Origin of the sequence: Dyadobacter sp. CY356, from assembly GCF_021440195.1 — a bacterium.
Taxonomy (GTDB): Bacteria; Bacteroidota; Bacteroidia; order Cytophagales; family Spirosomataceae; genus Dyadobacter.
On sequence record NZ_JAJTSZ010000001.1, the window covers coordinates 1,265,881 to 1,284,958 of the forward strand.

Consider the following 19,078-nt stretch of genomic DNA (forward strand, 5'->3'; position numbering starts at 1 on the left):
GGAATAAAAATTCTAAAATATATGTTTCCAGCCGCGATATTTTAAGTATTCCAAATACTTACTTTATCATCGAAGTTTAATAAGTTTTTATATTGAATGTACCTTACCGGTACAAGAACCAAAGCCCATAGCGCACTTGCAATAACAATCCCAGCAACTCCAATACTAAAAAATTTGACTAACAAAATAACAAATGGAATGTAGAAAATACATGTAAAAACGGAGGTTGTCATTTGTAATTTTACTTTACCTGTTCCATTAATAAAAGTGGTATACAAACTGGAATAAAGGAAAATAATAGTATAAATCGCGAATAGGAGAGTTAGCGAGAAAGATATTTCCACAGTGTCGCTAATCCATAATTTAAGTATATATGGTGATGCAACAGTCATTAAAATTACAAGGCCGGAAAATGCCAAATTTGTCAGGCTAAGCCTTTCCATTGTTTTAGTAAGCCAGTCTTTTTCCTTTCTATTATAAGCCTCAGTTATCAAATTCCAAAATGGTACAAGTATCATACTTTGTAGAATTAAGACAACACTAAAGTAACGTTGAACTATGTTAAACTCAGTTACCGCCCTATTACCAAAATAGTGAGAAATGATAAAGTTTGTGGTGGTTAAAACGAGTGTTGCTGCAATCTGAATTATAAAAAATTTCCCACTTAGAGACATCAGAGGTTTGGCGTATTTTAAATCTATTGATCCACCAGAAGGCCTATAATCTTTAAATTTAGTGCTAAATAATAAGAGTGTTAAAATAAGATTTACCAAGATTGGCGTTAAACAAAACACTAAGGCTAGGTATAAAATGTTGCCTGACGAATCAAAATGGCTAAGTACCAATACAGCAACCAAATTTACCACGGCAGCACAAAAATTTATTAATGGATCAATGTATGGTTGATGAAAAGAGTAAGCAATTGCAGAAATCGGTTTTAGCAAAAAAGTTATAAAAAAAGAGAATATTACTATAAACAAAAGTTGAAATAATGATGACTGTGGTAATTTTTCAGGTATGTCTAGGATCCCAGCCCAATTGGTATAGTAGGAAATTGTTCCAAAGAAAATAATTCCGCAGACTGCAATAAGTGATAAGATTCCATATGTTGTACTTATGTACACTTTACCCAACTCCGTATCGCCCGATATTTTTGTTTCTGACAATTTATTTCTCAGGCCATTTGAAAGACCAAAATCCATAATATTTAACCATGTAATCATAGAGCTAATTGTGAGCCAAAGTCCATAATACTCAGAAGATACATAACGTATTGAAATTGGTACAAGCAGCAACTGTATAAAGATGTTACCTCCCCGTAAAATAGCTAGAAGAAGTATATTTTTCGACGTAGCATTATTTAAAGAAATTTTCTCTGAAATGCGCCTTAACATAATATAATTAAATTAATACTTAGAACTAGATGATTATACCTATCATAGTGCCTCATATTGTGGATGTACTTGATTGTTAACATGATAATATCAAATTATTGCAGGTGATGGTTTCTTAGCAGCGAAAGACATTGACTTCCTTTCTACTGTATAATAAAAAAGATATGAAATACTGAGTGCAATTGATGTCGCTATGGTAGTCATAAAAAGGAATCTTGTAGCAATGCCCATTGGAACCTTAAGGAAAATTAAGTTAATTAATCCTAAAATAGGGCTATGAATAAGGTATATACTATATGAGAATGTCCCAAATGCAATAGCAAACTTAGAACATAATACTTGGGAGACTATTGATTTAGGCTTATTCTCAATTTCGTTTATTGTATATTTCATTATAATAATCGAGATCAAATAGCCACAAATTGTTTCAACTAAGATTAGAGGTAAGATGTAAAGGAATTTTGTTACTACAACAATTATTGGCAACAAGACCATAGAAATTGTTCCAAGGACATGCCAGTTGAAAAATTTGCGAATTTGCGAAACTTTATCATTATTGGAAAATACTACTACTGCGGCCATCATACCAGATGCAAAAAGCCCCACATACCATGGATGTGCCCAATAGAAATTATTACTTTTTGGTAGAATAATGTATGGAATAAAACCGATAACTGTGGCAAAGAGACTACTTGTTATTATTCCAAAACGATTCCATAATATTATTAGTAACGGAAAAATAAAATAGATTTGCCATTCGGTAGCAACGCTCCACATAGGACCATCAATTTTTAAAAACCAATCTTCTGACAAGTTGTGTACAAGAAGTATGTGTGAGACGACAGATCCCTGATCAATCGGTATTTTACTATCCCAAGCTGTATCTTGTTTCAACTGAAGTATTGGTAAAATGGCTATAAGTAGCAGAAACAATGATAGCGCACAATAATAAGGCGGTAGAATTCTAAATGCACGCCTTTTTATGTAAGCAAAAAATCCACCACGAAGTTTTTTATCATTGGATTTTACAACTGGTATAGTAAGGCAAAAACCTGATAAGACAATGAATACAGAAATTGAATAATGGCCGAAACTCAGAAAATAACTTATCGGTCTTAGAAACAGTGGCAAATCCGATGTTTCTAAACCGTATCCAGTAAAAAGCTGTGCATGGTACAAAGCAATGTAAATCGCGCAAATTCCACGGATTCCGTCAAGGAATAAGAATTTAGATTTTTTTTCAATAACCATCATTAAAATATTTTTTCGTTTGAGTAATTCTAATCACATGTTTTCTACTCAAAATAATTTAAAACCCCAAACCCTTCTTTCAACAACAATTGATCCTTCTGAAACAGACGTAAATCAGAAGTAGCCATATCTTCAATAAGCATATCCAGGGTATGTTTTGGTTTCCAACCCAATTTTTCGTCACATTTACCAGGATTTCCAATCAATAGTTCAACTTCAGTTGGACGATAATATCTTGGATCAATTTTCATCACTGTGGTTCCCAGTTTTAAATGCTCACCTTCTATAATACCAAGTTCTACAAGACGGGCAGAGTCCACAGCCGAAATGGTTGCCACTTCATTTTCTTCTGAACCTGTGAAAGTTAATTCAATACCCAGGAAAGCAAATGTTTTGCGGATAAATTCACGAACGCGGGTAGTGACACCCGTAGCAATTACAAAATCTTCTGAAACTTCCTGCTGCAAAATCAGATACATTGCCTCCACGTAATCTTTTGCATGACCCCAGTCGCGCTGCGAATCAATGTTACCCATGTATAGACAATCCTGTAAACCCAGAATGATTTTGGCAGCAGCGCGTGTGATTTTACGGGTTACAAAAGTCTCACCTCGAAGTGGTGATTCATGGTTGAAAAGAATACCGTTTGAAGCAAACATACCATAAGCTTCACGATAATTCACCGTGATCCAGTATGCATACATTTTGGCAACGGCATAAGGAGAACGTGGGTAAAATGGCGTTGTTTCTGATTGAGGAACCTGCTGTACCAAACCGTACAATTCGGATGTAGAGGCCTGATAAATTTTGGTCTTTTTAGTCAATCCAAGTAAACGAACCGCTTCCAATATACGAAGTGTTCCAATTCCGTCCGCATTCGCTGTATATTCCGGCATTTCAAAACTTACCTGCACATGGCTCATGGCAGCCAGATTGTATATTTCGTCCGGTTGCACTTCCTGGATGATACGGGTAAGGTTCATCGAATCGGTAAGGTCACCATAGTGCAAAATGAATTTCGCATTATCTACGTGAGGATCCTGATACAAATGATCGATACGATCGGTATTGAATAAAGAGCTTCTGCGTTTCAGACCGTGTACGGTGTATCCTTTGCTTAAAAGAAGTTCGCTAAGATAGGCGCCATCTTGTCCTGTTACGCCGGTGATCAATGCTACTTTTGACATATTATTTAGATTTTGCTGTCGGCTTTCGGCGATCGGCTGTCGGCTTTTGGCGGGTTAAAATATATTTTAGACTAGACTGTGTAAATTTCCTGGTTTTTTAGAAAGTCCTGGTAGGCGAGGGCTACACCTTCCGGAAGTTCTATGGTGTGTTTCCAGCCTAAATTATGAAGTTTGGATACATCCATGAGTTTTCTTGGGGTTCCGTCTGGTTTGGTGGTATCCCATTTGATTTCGCCTTCGAAACCTGTTGTTTTGGCAACAAGTTCTGTCAGTTCTTTGATAGCCAGATCTACTCCGGTACCAATGTTGACTAGTTCGCGGCCATTGTAAGTTTCCATCAAAAAGAGACAGGCTTCGGCCAGATCATCTGCAAAAAGGAATTCTCTTTTGGGTGATCCCGTTCCCCAGGCTTCTACAAAAGGTTTGTTTTCTTCTTTTGCCTCATGAAACTTGCGGATTAACGCAGGTAATACATGAGAGTTATTCAGATCATAATTATCTCCGTATCCATACAAATTGGTCGGCATCACACTGATGAAATTGCTGCCATACTGGTCGTGATAGGCTTCACAAAGTTTGATACCTGCAATTTTTGCAATGGCATAAGGTTCATTGGTTTCTTCCAACAGGCCTGTAAGCAAATAATCCTCACGCAAAGGCTGCGGAGCCAGTTTTGGGTAAATACAGGAAGAGCCCAGAAACATCAGTTTCGTCACGCCATTAAGATGTGCCTGATGAATGATGTTGGATTCGATCATCAGGTTTTCATAAATGAAATCTGCACGATAAGTATTGTTGGCTACAATACCGCCCACCTTCGCGGCTGCAAGAAAAACATATTCCGGTTTTTCTTGCACAAAAAAGTCGGCAACAGCCTGCTGATTCCGAAGATCCAGCTCGGAAGAAGTCCGTGTAACAATATTTTCAAATCCTTTTTTCGCCAATCCTCTGGCAATAGCCGACCCCACCATCCCGCGGTGCCCGGCAATATATATTTTTGAGTCTTTTTGCATTTAAACTTCGGCTTTCGGCAATCGGCTTTCGGCTTTTTGCACGTAGTAAAATTTATAGATAATAAGGTGAATGATTTGGGATATGACTGACGATGTCATTTTACCAATTCAGGCAGCTCTCTTTCCAATCGCTCATAGATTTTTTTAACGTCCTGCGAATTACTCTTATCCAAGACAAGGATGGCATCCGGCGTTTCCACAAGCATCAGATTACTGACACCTAAAAATTCCACATGTTTTGTCGAGCCCACGACGCAGTTATTTTGTTTGAAATGGTGGACTTCACCCTGATTTTCCCAGTGTTCCCAGATGGATTCAAATGAACCCAGATCTGACCAGCCAAAGGTGGCTTCAACGACTTTTATTTTTTCAGAGCGTTCCATAACGGCGTAGTCAATACTGACCGATGGAATCAATATCGTTTCTGTTTCCGGTAGAAATGCGTTGGAACGGGCTTCCCAGGTTTTTAATGAAGTTTCATAAATCTCTGGTTCAAAGTTTTTTAGCTCATCCAGATAGATACCGGCCTGGAAGCAAAACATACCACTGTTCCAAAGGAAATTACCTTGTTCAAGAAATAATTCCGCGGTACTTTGATCCGGTTTTTCACGGAATGCAATTACTTCATTTCCCTGGTGTTCGATATAACCATAACCTGTTTCTGGTTTGGATGGTTTGATGCCAAAAGTAACCAGGTAACCCTGTTTTGCAAGTCGGATAGATTCGGCTATGGCATCAGCATATGCCTCTTCATTGGTAATGATGTGATCCGACGGTGTTACAAGAATGACATCATCACTTTTCAGATCAAAGGCTGCGAAAGCAATGGCCGCTGCAGTATTACGTGGCGCAGCTTCTATCACTTCTGTGTATTGATGCACACCCGCGCGGATTAGGTCTGCCTGTGAAAGAAGATAATTGTCTTTGTTTCCGACAACCAGCACATGGTCAGCTAAATGTGCATTTCTTTCTGCGGTCAGCTGAAACAGTGACTTATCCCCAAACATGGGAATATACTGTTTAGGCATTGATTTTCTGGAAACCGGCCATAACCGGCTGCCGACGCCACCAGATAGAATTACATGTACAACTGCCATAGGTTATTATTTAAATCCGTTGAGTATATGTCTTGTTCTATTTCATGCAAAGAAGTAAAGGCAAGGGTAAAGCACGCAAAGTTCTAAATGGCACCATTAACCTTTAAAAATTGACCATTAACAATTAATCTTCCGATGCTGTGGTATATGAATCCTTGTTCCTGCATGGTATTAGGTTCGTATAAATTACGACCGTCAAAAATTACTTTCTCTTTCATGAGTTTAGCCATTTTATCAAAATCCGGTGTGCGGAATTGTGGCCATTCAGTAAAGATCATCAGGGCATCAGCATCATCAAGGGCTGCATAGGCTGTGTGGCAATAGGTCAGATCAGGTAGCAGGCGTTTTACATTGTCCATCGCTTCCGGATCGTAAACGGTCACATTGGCACCTGCGGCCAATAAGGTTTTAATATTTTCCAGAGCCGGAGCTTCACGTATATCATCGGTATAAGGTTTGAATGCCAGTCCCCATACTGCAATGGTTTTTCCTGTTAAATCGCCATCGAAATGTTCGGTAACCAACGGAATAAGGCGTTTTTTCTGATCATCATTGACGGCCATAACGGATTTCAGTGTACGAAAGCCATAGCCATAATCATCAGAAGTTTTAGCCAGTGCCCGTACATCTTTTGGGAAACAGCTTCCACCATAACCGATACCGGCGAAAAGAAAACGTTTACCAATTCTGCTGTCTGTTCCGATACCTCTGCGAATATCATCCACATTGGCACCTACCTTCTCACACAGATTGGCTATCTCATTCATGAAGGTGATCTTCAGGGCAAGGAAAGAGTTGGCTGCATATTTGGTCATTTCAGCAGAACGCTCATCCATAAAAATGACCGGATTACCCTGACGTACCAGTGGCGCATAAAGTTTTTCCATGACCTTTTTTGCTCTTTCGGAAGTAGTTCCCACAACAACACGGTCCGGCTTCATGAAATCTTCAACCGCAACACCTTCCCGAAGAAATTCGGGATTGGATACAACGTCAAAATCTACTTTTGCATTCAACCCTATTGCGGCACTTACTTTTTCAGCAGTTCCAACCGGGACAGTACTTTTATCGATGATGACAGCGTAACTTTCAAGAATTGGCCCAAGGTCATTCGCAACACCTAAAATATATTTTAAGTCAGCCGACCCATCTTCACCCGGAGGCGTAGGGAGAGCCAGAAATATTACTTCTGCATCCCTGATACCTTCTTTCAAATCTGTTGTGAATGCCAGGCGACCTTCAGCGATATTTCTGTCAAACAGTACATCAAGACCAGGTTCGTAAATAGGAATCTCACCTTTTTGCAAACGTGCCACTTTGTTTACATCGATATCAACACAGGTAACCTGATTACCGGTTTCTGCAAAACAAGTACCTGTGACAAGGCCAACATAGCCTGTACCAACAACTGCGATTTTCATATCATTATCAGCTATTAAAATGAATAGAAAGGGAAGATTTTGATCTGTTATTTAAATCACTAAATAACAGATCAAAATGCCAACATTTACGTTGACTTAAAGAGGATTTTAAATTTTTCATATAACGTTGAGTAAAACCTGTTAAAGCATTCTGATAATCGGATTTAATCTTTAAATCAAGATCCGACTACTGAATTTAGTGCAAATTATTTTGAGTAACAAGCACCTTAATAAATTCAGGATTAAGTACAAAAAAACCTTGTTTCAATATATTTAGACTAATTTTTAGGTTGTTTCGTTCTTTTAAGCGCATTGGTTCAAATTTTATGTATATAAGTATTGTACCAATTCATAGGGCTGCTGATTTGCAAATGTTTATCCAAAGCATATTTATTGATGGAGAGTATTTCTGATACACATTGCTGAAATACTCTCCATTTTTTGTCTATGCTTTACCAACCAGTTTCTTTAAACGATATCCAATTCCCTGAACTTTATTTTCTTTATCGTCTCCGTAATAACCATATCCATATCCACCATAACCGTAACCATACCCATAACCCGCGCCATAATTAACCCCGTTAAATATCACGGAAAGATTAGAGAATCTTTTAGCCTTTTGTAGTTCACCAATTCTTCTTAAATGATCAACCAAAGTGTAATTGAACCGAACAAGATATAACGTGGCATCTACGTGTTCTCCGATAAGAGAGGAATCCGTAACCAAACCATAGGGCGGGGAATCAATCAGAATATAATCATATTCGTTACGAAGCTCCTTGATCAATAATGGTAAGCGGCCATTACTTAAAAGTTCTGATGGGTTGGGAGGGATAGGTCCACTCGTTAAAACATCAAATTTTGGATGCACGATGGTGGTCTGTATAAAATCAGAAGGTTTACCCTGACCGATCAGACAGTTGGAAGCACCGTATTGATTCGGAACCTGAAGTCTTTCGTGTAAGGTTGGTTTACGTAAATCAAGACCAATCAACAAAACACGCTTATCTGAATAAGCCAAACTGGCTGCTAGGTTTATACTTACAAAACTTTTTCCTTCACCACCTATGGAAGAAGTGAACATGAGTACCCGGCAACTTCCATCCCCTAAATACTGCAGGTTTGTTCGAAGTGCCCGAAATTGCTCAGCCACTGCGCTTCGGCTGGTCATCTTAATAATAGCATCTTCGCCTGGTTCACCTTTGGCCGTTTTCATTTGCCCAATTTCACCCAAAACAGAAGCATGGGTCGATTTCTCAATATCTTCACGGCTTTGAACTGTATTGTTTAAAAGGAAAATCAGATTAATGAGCAATAATGGAATGGCAATACCCGCAGCACCTGCACCAGCCCATATCAGTGACCTTTTAGGCTTGATAGGCATGTAAGTTGAAATAGGAGCATCAATTAACCGGCTATCTGTTACGGTCGATGCATACATCAAAGCAGTTTCTTCTCTTTTTTGAAGCAAGTATAGATATAACCCTTCCTTAATACTTTGTTGTCTTTTGATCCCAACAAATTCTCTTTCTTTTTGCGGAATGCTTCTCAGGCCTGCTGAAAAACGGGAGTTAATTCCTTGTAAATTTTGCTTGGTTACGTCCATCCCGCGGCGTAAGTTCTGCACGTTTTCCCGTATCGCCTGGCGTGTTCCATCAAGCTGGGTATTGATCGTTTGCAGCAGGGGGTTATTGGCAGTTGTGGTACGGGCGTAGCGCTCACGTTGTAATTCCAGTTCGTTGAACTTGGTCAGAAGCGATACCAGAACCGGGTCATTGATCATGTATGTTGCAGGGGCAACGGCTCCATCACCAGCATTTTTAATGTAGGAGTCTACACTTTCCAGAATACTGATCTGTGTATTGACTTCATTCAGTTTAGCATCATTTTCTTTGATATTTTCAAGGAAAAGCTGAGATTCCGCGCTGATGTCGGTGATGCCTTTGGTTGTTTTATAAGATTCAACATCTTTTTCAACATCGCCTAATTCTCCGGTGATAAGACCAAGACGGGTTTCTATGAACTTTAGTGTATTACTTGCTTCGCTATTTTTATCACTTAACGATGACTGAACATAAACATCCAAAAGGTTATTTAAGACATCTTTTCCTCTCTGAACAGAGACATCTTCATAGGTCAGCTCAATAACGGTACTTTTAATATTTGGTTGCTGAACCGTAAGTCTGCTGAGCATACCCTCAGCCATACCTTTAACATCGCCAAAAGATACTTTTACATCCTTGGCTTCTGAAGTTTTACCTTTTGTTATCACAAAGGCGCCCCAGGCATTGTTAAAACGCTGACCAAAAGTGTGAACCTTATCCTCGTCATTAAAGGTAAAATGATTATTATCTGTAATATGGATAATCATTGGCTCTTCCAGTCCCTGCTCGGTAATGACCTCCGGTTTTACAATCACAGGAGATATACTATAAAGATCAATGGTTTTCAACCCGTTTTTAGTGGAATAGGCAACGTCAAGATTTAAATTCTTGACAACTTGTTCCATAAGCGTTTGTGATTTAAGTATTTCCAACTCATTTTCGACAAGCTTGTTTCCGCCAAATTGGTTACTTAATTCAGATAGAATATCTCCCTGTGATCCCCCAAGACCTTTTTTCTCATCTTTTATAAGAATACTTGTTTTTGCACTGTAAACAGGCTGCGTAATCTGCAGATAAAAGAATGCAGCGGTTAAGGCCAATACAATAAAAATTGGGAATAAATACCAATAGCGCAAATAGCGACGGATGTAATCCTGAAGGCTAAAATCCTGCTCGTCGTTTTCTAAAAAATCTTGTGACATTCTATTTTGATTCAGTCGTTTAATATTTTGAGCCCATTGTAATTACCAGCATGTCAGTAACGCTATTTGGTAATATTGATGATTAAAATTCCCAGTGTACTGATACCTCCTACAATCGTAGCAATAAGAGGAACCGTTCTGATACGGCTGTCAGTGTCCAACATTTTTGATTTAACAGGTTCTACATAAATGACGTCGTTTTTATGCAGATAATAGTAAGGGGAATTAAAAATATCTCTTGCTGTTAGATCTATCTTGGCATATTCTCTCTTGCCATTTTCTTCTCTGATAATCATTACGTTACTTCTGTTACCATAAATTGTTAAATCCCCAGCCATGCTTAATACTTCGGGCAGCGTTATCTTCTCGTCAGGAATTACGTACACTGACGGAGTCTTTACTTCACCAAGAACTGATACCTTAAAATTTAGATTACGGACCATTACGGATGGTTCTTTAAGGAAATTAAGGAGGCGTAAGCGGATCGAATCGGCAGCAACAGAAGTAGTTAGACCTTTAATTTTTATCTTGCCAATCATTGGCATCTCAATATAACCTTCCAAGTTTACAAGATACCCTAATGGTTGCAATCTTGCTCCACTGCTAACAGAAGAATAATTTGTGCTTGCAGTCATAGCTGTATTTGCCGTATTAAACATTTCATTCGCTTCTGAGTTTAAACTTCCTACCACGATGGATAAAAGATCGTTACTTTGTATCGTAGGAATATAATTCTGTGTGACATCCTGAGAATGTAATCTCGAACTATCCCCTTGAAAATACACAATCGTCTTAGGTGAAACGCAAGATGTCGCTCCTCCCCATATCACAAGATATAATAAAGCGATAAAAGCACTGTAACCGGATATTTTGGAAAAGGTGTTCTTCATAAGTCGTTGAAAAATGTCGGTTTGAAAAAATTAAATTGTTGATGGTAAGTAGCTTAAACAGGTTTGTCAGAAAACAGGATTTGTGGTGTCTAATATTTTCTGTTTCAATTAAAATTATCAGCGTTTTTGACCAATTCTTAGCAAAGTTATATAAACTTCTTTTCAATACTACTAAAATTGTCATAAATTTCTATTTGAAATGTAGAATAAATTCTAGCATTTCAAATCAGGCACTCAATAATTTTTCGTTTTGAAAGTCGTACTTTGTAAGCCAGGATGCTTTGTCACCTTTGGAGATTAAATCCAAATGCTGCATCCGGTGTGCGTCAGTGCCCAAAAAGGTGATCAGTTTGTTACGTAAAAGCCAGTCTGCCATTTTATGGACATTCTCGCCGTAGTAACCGCCAAGGGATAATATGTTGACCTGCAACTCGCAGCCCTGGTCAGATAATTTTTTGAAAACAGAGGGGTCAGAATAGAAGTATGTGTAACGCTCCGGATGTGCCAAAACCGGTTGGAATCCTTTTTCAATGATTTTGAAAAGAGTCTCGGAGGTATTCATTAAAGGGGTGGAGTAGGGAAGTTCCACCAAAAGCCTGTTTCCCGGTAAAGTTAAAAGTCCTTGTCCGGTATTCAGGGTTTGTACAAAGTGTTCGTCGATAAAATATTCAGCGGCCGCGTTGATCTCAACGGTAAGCCCTGCGATCCGGCAGGCGCTGCGCACATCTTCCAGTCCGGATTGTATGGCTTCGGGGGTGTTGCGGTAGCAGTCCCACATCACATGGGGTGTGGTGTAGATTTTGGAAAAGCCAAGATCCTGCATTTTTTGAACCATTGCTACGGACTCTTCGACGGTTTCAACACCGTCGTCAATTCCGGGGATCAGATGAGAATGGATATCCATCCCAATCCTTTCAAGGTTCACTTCTTTTATCTTCTTATCGAATAACCAGTTGAGCATAATGTTTTTTTTGCCCTGATAAAGACCTTCTCCGGATATGCGCGGATGGGGCTGTTACTTATTTCAGGAATATCGTGTATTAAAGGGTACAGCAAATTTAATGTAAAAAACGGCACACTTCACAGAATATTGCTTGGAATATTTCAATTTTAATACAAAATTCACAATTGTTTGATTTGTTTATCAACATTCCTTTTTTTTAATGGACTATACTTTTTTCTATCCTAGCCCACAGATAAATTCTATCAGCCGGTAGAGAAAGTTTGATAAACCTTCGAGCCGGAATTTTGTGAAATTTAATTTTTACGGGTAACAAGGATGCTGCTTACAAAATAATGCAGTGAAAAACGGCTGATACGAAAGGATTTTCTGCAACAGCGCAGAGCGATATTACGTAAGGTTAAGTATAAACTTTTCAGGTTTTTGATCCTTTGCTGATGTTATGGGAAAAATTCTATTTTTGACCGGATTTATTTTCTGTTTGACGCTAAAACTGCAGGCGCAAAAAGTGGACTGCGGTAACATCGGTTTTGAACAGGGCACCGCCAGTGGCTGGATCCTTACAAACGGGACCGTCGAAAACGTTGGAAGCACAGTGGTTTACACCAACGAAACTGCCGGTATATACGCAAATGGTCATTTGGTGACAAAAACCTCTGACGGCAATGATCCAAAGATAACATCAGAAGCAATCCCGATGGTTGCACCGGGAAGCAATTATTCGCTCAGGATCGGAAATACGATGATGGGAAGCCGTTTTGACCGGGCGAAAACTACCTTTGTGGTCGGGCCTGATAACACGCTTTTTCAATACAAGTTTGCCATATTGTTAGAAAACCCCAGAAATGATCACCAGCCTTATCAAAAGCCTGGCTTTAATATCCGGATCTATGATGCGAGCGGAAATGATATTGCTTGCAGTAATTATGATATTCAGCTCGAGGCCTCAAACACGGTCGATGGTTTTAAAACCCAGGGCGATATTCAGTACCGCAACTGGACGACAGGCGCGATGGATCTGAGAGATCACATCGGTGAGACGATCACCGTGGAGGTGACAGCGCACGGCTGCACAAAAAAGAAACATTTTGGTTATGCCTATTTTGACGCGCAGTGCACCAAATCAGAAGTAAGACAAGCGGCAAACTGTCCGGATGAAAACGGCTATTTGACCCTGATGGCACCGGCCGGTTTTGGCAAGTACACATGGAGCAACGGGGCCACAAGCGAACAGATCAAAGTGAGGGCGAATCTAGGAGATCAATACTGGGTCAAACTGGTGCCGGTAGGAAGCCTGGATGAATCATGCGCGCTGCAAATGGATTACACCATTGCGTTCAAACAAATTGATTCAACGCTGGTCAGAACGATCTGTGAGGGGGAAAGTGTGGCAGTTGGTGATACCACTTACCGGACAAGCGGGAGTTTCAGTAGGCATGTGATCCAAAGCAGCGTATGTGACAGCACCGTTCATCTTGATCTCACAGTGAATCCTGCGGCCAGATATAGTCAAACGATTACGATATGTCAGGGAGACAGTCTGGCTGTTGGAGGTTCTGTTTACCGTACTTCCGGGACTTACGAGAATGTGCTGAGCACCAGCCTTGGCTGTGATAGTACGGTGATTACAGAATTGAAAGTAGATGAGCTGAATCTGGCTGCGATGCAGAATCTTTATATCACCCAGGGAGACAGTGTGCAGCTTCACGCGGTTGTTGAGCCTGCCGGCAGTTACAGCTACATCTGGCAGCCGCCAGCCTCGCTGAGCTGCCCAAGCTGCCCGGACACCTGGGCTCATCCGGGTTCAACGACAGAGTATAGTCTGGTGGTTTCGGATCTAAATAAGGTCTGTACCAGGGATACAAAACTAACAGTGCAGGTAAGACCCTGCGGCATATACCCGCCGACTGCTTTTTCTCCAAACCATGACGGGGACAATGATGTTTTTTTTGTTTATGGTAACAGCTGCGTAAGTATCGTCAAAAAAATGGTGATCTACAACCGGTGGGGACAGGTGGTTTATATGAAAGAAAATTTCGCAGCGTCTGAACCCTCAAACGGCTGGGATGGTAATTACAAAGGCCAGCCCACAGAACCCGGCGTTTATCCCTACAAGATCAAAGTGGAGTTTAAAAGTGGGGAGCTGGCAGATTACAAAGGGATTGTGACGCTCTTGAAGTAAGTATCAACCCGTCCTGAGGATAGCTCACTTCAATATCTGGTGTTTTTCATATGGTCTTAGATTCAGCCAACTGATTCGTGCTGGTCTTTTCCCATCAGATCAGAAAAGATCTGACTGTTTGCCCTTAGCTCAGCGTATGTTCCTTCATCAATCAGACGCCCGTCTTTTAGGATGTAGATATAATCAAACTTTGGCAGCAGATGTAGCCTGTGAAGCGCTGAGAGCACGGCCTTATCTTTAAATGCTTCAAACATATGATCATAGATCAAAGCTTCTGTTTTCGGATCGACGCTGCTGGTGGGCTCATCCAAAAGAATGATATCACTGGATTTGGCAGCCAGAACACCGCGGGCCAGCGCAAGCCGCTGTTTTTGTCCGCCTGAAAGGTTCACGCCTTTTTCCTGTATGTTCGACTGCAGGCCATTGGGAAGCTTTTCAAGCACGGAGCTGAACTGGGCTGTATCACAAACATGGCTGATCTCAGCGTCTGAGAAAGGAAGTCCGAGCGTAATATTGTATTCGATTGTATTTTCAAAGATCTCAGGGTCCTGCGGAAACAAGGTGACAGTACCAGCCAGCATTTCAAGCGGAACGACTTCTTTTTCATCCACCTGCACGGTTGCATCTTTTTCAGCATTGTATAGACCCCTCAAAAGCGCCAGAAGCGTACTTTTACCGCTACCACTTTCTCCAATGAAAGCAACGCGCCCTCCTTTTTGAATGCGGATATTCAGACTGTGTAGGCTATGCGCCTTTTTTTCCTGATGATAGATTGCAGCATGTGAAAAGTTAAGATTTTTGATCTGTATCTGCTTCCAGTTTTCTGGCAAAGAGCCCTGCTCGTCTGTATTATGGTGTGCCGCGTAAGCCTCACTGATACTGCGGGCTGTTTGCACTTCTGTATTATAGCGGATGATTTCAGTATACTGCCAGGCGACATCTTGAAAAACGCTGGTAAACTGATTGACGTAGCCTAGCAGCGTTACCAGTCCGCCGACAAGAAAAATGGTACCCGGAACATAGTTTTGATATACATAACCCACCGTGACCACCACGTAAATCAGCCCTATGAAAAGACTGGCGACAAACCATTTCCATTCATTGATAACGACTGTTTTTAAAAAAGAAGGAAAAACCTGGGCTACTTTGGTTTGAAGCGCTTCTTGCATGCGCTTTTCAAGCCGAAGGGTGATCACGGTGATAATATTGGAAAGACTGTCAAAAAGTGTCGAGGAAACAATGTGCTCTTTTTCGTTGGTCTCATCCAGTGCTTTGACCAGGGGCTTATCAAACCTGAATATGACAAGCACGTTGATGATCCCGATCAAAACGCCGATACTTCCATACAACGGAGAGAAGTAGACAATGGCGGCAAAAGAGAAAACAAATTTTGAAAAGGCATGAAGAAACATAAACCCGTTTTGAAAGAATTCTTTCAAGGCTTCATAAGCTTTTCTGATCCGGTTGATCGTTGCTCCACTGTGATGATCCTGATGCCAGCGGATGGGCAGATGCAGCGACTGATGATAAAGCTCATCAAGAAAATTGCGGCTCAGATCAAAGGCCAGCTTTCTTTCCATCACGCGCGCCGGCCCGTGAAAGGCCCATTCCAGAAGACTCAGGCCGATGTAGGCGCCGGCATACCACCAGACATTTTTGAGAACTTCGGTCCCTTTGGTTTGCAGCGACTGCACAAACCAGCCATACAGTATCGGTTGCATGGCAAGGACCAGATTGGCCATGATAAACATGCCATATATTAAAAGGTAGCGTTTTTTCTGCTGGCGGGCATAACGCCAGGAAATGGCAAGAAGGGCAATGTAAGGGTTACGCATTCAGATGGTTATTTCAATGGCAAAGATAAAGCGAATGTTTCTTCTGTTAAAATGCTTGTGGCAGTTTGGTAGTAAGAAATATTATTTCCTTCCGGCAGACAGTAGTTTATGATGAATTTTCTTCTTTTTATAAATGAAAGATAACATCAAATCCAAAACCTTGTTAAGACCAAAACTTATGAAGAAGACAATAAATTTATTTTCAGCGCTTTTAGCCCTTACGGTTTTAATCAGTGCGGTCTGTGCCCCTAAACAGGACGGGTGGATCTCGATCTTTGATGGCAAATCATTAAAAGGCTGGAAAGTGGGCAACAACGCAAACTCATTTTCAATTGAAGATGGCGCTATAAAAGTCAACGGCCCGGTGGGCCATTTGTTTTATGAAGGGCCTGTTAAAAATCACATGTTTAAAAACTTTGAATTCAAAGCCCAGGTGATGACTAAACCAGGCGCGAATTCCGGGATTTATATTCATACCACTTACCAGGAAACCGGCTGGCCATCCAAGGGATACGAGGTGCAGGTAAACAACTCGCACACAGACTGGAAACGTACAGGCAGTCTTTATAACATCCAGGACGTAAAGGAAACCTACGTAAAAGACAACGAGTGGTATACCGAATATATCAAAGTGGAAGGAAAACACATTACCATTAAAATAAATGACAAGACCGTTGTGGACTACGAGGAAAACGATACAGATAAAAGATCAGCCGGCGAAAAAGACAGAATCCTAAGCAGCGGCACCTTCGCTTTGCAAGCCCATGATCCAAACAGCACCGTTTACTTTAAAGATATCATGGTTAAACCATTAACCGAGTAGCAGATTTTAAACAACTAAAAACCAAAAAGGGAGTTTTGCATCAGAGATTAAAACCTGACCTGCAAAACTCCCGTTTTTTTTAGGATCAAAACTGCCGCGTTTAGCATCAACCGATAGCTTCTTGAATTTCTGCGGCGAGCTGCTCTATTGAATTTTGTTTTGTTAAAACCTTTTGAATCATAAGACCCACCTTGTCCTGTATCTCAAAGCTTGGCTTTGAGCCCGAAAGTATATAAATGGGAGTGTTATCAATGCCTGGGATTTTTCTGAGCGCCTGAATTGAATCAATCGCTTCCATATAAGGCATGTTCCAGTCCATAAATATGTAATCAGGAATGTTGATCACCTGTTTATTTAAAAAGTCAATGGCATCCGGGCAATTGAAAGCATAATCGCAGGTTGCATCAGGGTCTGCGATGCTTAAAGCGTCGGCAAAAATGATATGATCGTCCTGATCATCATCAATAAGAAGAAATGCGCGATTTTTCATATCCCGGAAGTGTTACTTGTAGTTTTTCTAAATAATGAAAATATCATTCCACAAAAAATAATTTTGTACTTTTGTGCATGGCTTTTATTAATGAAGAAGAAATTTTAATTATGGATAACAAGACTGTTCATCTGGCAGATGACGATGAGGACGACAGAATGTTATTTAAAGAAGCGCTGCAGGAGACTGATCCGGATGTCAATGTCATCGAAGCCCAGAATGGTAAAGAGCTTATCGAAAACTTAAAAAACGAAAATGATCTGGATGACACGGTCATTGTCGTCGATATGAACATGCCCAAAATGAACGGAATTGAAGCGATCAAAGCGATCAGAGACGATTTTAAGCTATCTGATGTGCCAGCGGTCATGCTTTCAACATCGAGTAGTCCGGAGCTAAAAAAGAAAGCGATCGAAGCAGGCGCCACAGAGTATTTTACCAAGCCAAACTCTTTTATCGCCTTGATTGCTATTGCCAAAAAAATATTTTTCAGGTTCTTCAAGTAACAAACTGCGATTATTATCCGCAATTTCGCCGGCAGTGTGGAAATCCGGTACTCAAAATTTTAGCTGATACTTCCCTGAAAACGCTGTGCCCGGAGTCTTTAAATCAAAAAATGATTCGCGCCCAGCGCGGCAGGCATCTGCCCAACACTGCATTTAAATTTTATTTTCCTGATAGCCGTTAGCAACATGACGGTACTGAGAAGGAGAAATCCCCTCTGATTTTTTAAACTGCCGTCCAAAATAATTAAGATCTGAAAATCCAAGCTGATAACAAACATCTGAAATGCTTGCTTTCGAATCACTGAGCAAAGACTTTGCTTTCTTGATCTTTTCCTTCAAAATAAATTCCACCGGACTAATGCTGAATTCCCTTTTAAAGGCGCGGTAAAACGATGCGCGGCTCATGCAGGCTTTTTCGCTAAGCTGCTCAACCTGAATCTTCTCACCAATATTGGCTTTAATATAATGCAGCACATAAGCCAGCGGACTGTCCTGCTGCGGATACTGGTCTTGCTGCGCTGAGTAAAGATGCTGGGTTTGTATGATATGAACGATCAGCTCCTGTAAAGTAAGATCTGCCAAAATATCTTTTCCAAGCGCATTGCCAGAGCAGATATGGATCAGTTTATTGATGCTTTGGGCCAGATCGATATTGTTAAGAAAATGATACTGGTTATGCTCAAGTTGCCAGTACTGATCCTTGCCACAGCGCGGATACTGCTCATTGAGCCGGTCAACGATCTGCTGTATTTTGGTCTGATCCAGCGCGAGCGCAATGCACTGGGTGGGGTTGCTCTCAGATGCTTCGGGGAAATCTATTTTCATCTTCACATGGGCAGGTACCAGCACAGTCTCACCAGGAAGATAATCAAAACCGGGTTGGTCAAACAAATGCATCACCTTTTTACCGCGCAGCATACTGGTCACGACAAAATCAGTAAAACTTAGCGGCACGAGTGCACAAGGCTTTTGTGTTTCAAACAAATTCAGCTCACAGTTTTCAAGGGTGAAAGCGCGCCTGTTTTCAACCAGGGTCTTCATTGATTTTTGAGAGGAAACAGCAATTTGGTTTAACTTGAATCCGGATGACATAACAGTGACAGGAATGAAGTATGAACTGGGTTACCGGCAATCAGTTTTAAGTGAATTACCAATAGGCTAACGCCAAAAAGCTACATAAAGGTACTGGATATTTTATTTTTTTTGAGAATATTATCCTATT

The 19,078-nt window shown here is 40.6% G+C and carries 15 protein-coding genes; 3 read left to right on the plus strand and 12 right to left on the minus strand.

Translation table 11 applies throughout. The features are described 5' to 3' along the window. Window positions 1–41: 41 nt before the first annotated feature. From LXL81_RS05265 to LXL81_RS05305, 9 genes are all read right to left on the minus strand, one after another. A complete protein-coding gene (locus tag LXL81_RS05265; protein WP_234645662.1) occupies window positions 42–1,394 on the minus strand; it encodes a lipopolysaccharide biosynthesis protein in 1,353 nt (450 codons plus the stop codon). A 90-nt stretch (window positions 1,395–1,484) separates the two neighbouring features. Continuing rightward, window positions 1,485–2,648 (minus strand): acyltransferase, encoded by a 1,164-nt coding sequence (locus LXL81_RS05270; RefSeq protein WP_234645663.1) that lies wholly within the window; start codon window positions 2,646–2,648, stop codon window positions 1,485–1,487. Between the two features lie 41 nt (window positions 2,649–2,689). After that, window positions 2,690–3,832, minus strand: coding sequence for a GDP-mannose 4,6-dehydratase (gene gmd / locus LXL81_RS05275; protein ID WP_234645664.1), 1,143 nt, complete (start codon window positions 3,830–3,832; stop codon window positions 2,690–2,692). Between the two features lie 71 nt (window positions 3,833–3,903). Beyond that, window positions 3,904–4,845 carry a GDP-L-fucose synthase gene (locus LXL81_RS05280; protein WP_234645665.1) on the minus strand — a complete coding sequence of 314 codons (942 nt, stop codon included), beginning with the start codon at window positions 4,843–4,845 and terminating at the stop codon, window positions 3,904–3,906. A gap of 95 nt (window positions 4,846–4,940) precedes the next feature. Continuing rightward, window positions 4,941–5,942 carry a mannose-1-phosphate guanylyltransferase gene (locus tag LXL81_RS05285; RefSeq protein ID WP_234645666.1) on the minus strand — a complete coding sequence of 334 codons (1,002 nt, stop codon included), beginning with the start codon at window positions 5,940–5,942 and terminating at the stop codon, window positions 4,941–4,943. 83 nt (window positions 5,943–6,025) lie between these two features. After that, on the minus strand, window positions 6,026–7,363 hold the full coding sequence (locus LXL81_RS05290; RefSeq protein WP_234645667.1) for a UDP-glucose/GDP-mannose dehydrogenase family protein: 1,338 nt from the start codon (window positions 7,361–7,363) through the stop codon (window positions 6,026–6,028). A gap of 445 nt (window positions 7,364–7,808) precedes the next feature. Further along, complete coding sequence (locus tag LXL81_RS05295; RefSeq protein WP_234645668.1) at window positions 7,809–10,169, minus strand: tyrosine-protein kinase; 2,361 nt, start codon at window positions 10,167–10,169, stop codon at window positions 7,809–7,811. Between the two features lie 62 nt (window positions 10,170–10,231). Continuing rightward, window positions 10,232–11,059: a polysaccharide biosynthesis/export family protein gene (locus LXL81_RS05300; protein WP_234645669.1), complete on the minus strand. Its 828-nt coding sequence runs from the start codon at window positions 11,057–11,059 to the stop codon at window positions 10,232–10,234. Between the two features lie 226 nt (window positions 11,060–11,285). Further along, entirely contained in the window at window positions 11,286–12,020 is a 735-nt protein-coding gene (locus tag LXL81_RS05305; protein WP_234645670.1) for a tyrosine-protein phosphatase, read from the minus strand. A 442-nt stretch (window positions 12,021–12,462) separates the two neighbouring features. Here LXL81_RS05305 and LXL81_RS05310 point away from each other — a divergent pair, with 442 nt between their 5' ends. Beyond that, entirely contained in the window at window positions 12,463–14,202 is a 1,740-nt protein-coding gene (locus tag LXL81_RS05310; RefSeq protein ID WP_234645671.1) for a gliding motility-associated C-terminal domain-containing protein, read from the plus strand. Window positions 14,203–14,264: 62 nt separating this feature from the next. Here LXL81_RS05310 and LXL81_RS05315 read toward each other — a convergent pair whose 3' ends face one another. Beyond that, window positions 14,265–16,037: an ABC transporter ATP-binding protein gene (locus LXL81_RS05315; RefSeq protein WP_234645672.1), complete on the minus strand. Its 1,773-nt coding sequence runs from the start codon at window positions 16,035–16,037 to the stop codon at window positions 14,265–14,267. Window positions 16,038–16,215: 178 nt separating this feature from the next. On the opposite strand from LXL81_RS05315, the gene LXL81_RS05320 reads away from it, so the two are divergent. Then, the gene (locus LXL81_RS05320) at window positions 16,216–16,860 is read left to right on the plus strand and encodes a DUF1080 domain-containing protein (RefSeq protein WP_234645673.1); all 645 of its coding nucleotides are present in this window, start codon (window positions 16,216–16,218) and stop codon (window positions 16,858–16,860) included. Between the two features lie 106 nt (window positions 16,861–16,966). On the opposite strand, the gene LXL81_RS05325 is transcribed toward LXL81_RS05320, so the two are convergent. Next, window positions 16,967–17,350: a response regulator gene (locus tag LXL81_RS05325; RefSeq protein WP_234645674.1), complete on the minus strand. Its 384-nt coding sequence runs from the start codon at window positions 17,348–17,350 to the stop codon at window positions 16,967–16,969. A gap of 110 nt (window positions 17,351–17,460) precedes the next feature. Between LXL81_RS05325 and LXL81_RS05330 the strand changes: the two genes are divergently transcribed. Then, a complete protein-coding gene (locus LXL81_RS05330) occupies window positions 17,461–17,856 on the plus strand; it encodes a response regulator (protein WP_234645675.1) in 396 nt (131 codons plus the stop codon). 153 nt (window positions 17,857–18,009) lie between these two features. Here LXL81_RS05330 and LXL81_RS05335 read toward each other — a convergent pair whose 3' ends face one another. Further along, a complete protein-coding gene (locus tag LXL81_RS05335) occupies window positions 18,010–18,897 on the minus strand; it encodes an AraC family transcriptional regulator (RefSeq protein ID WP_234645676.1) in 888 nt (295 codons plus the stop codon). Window positions 18,898–19,078 lie beyond the last annotated feature (181 nt).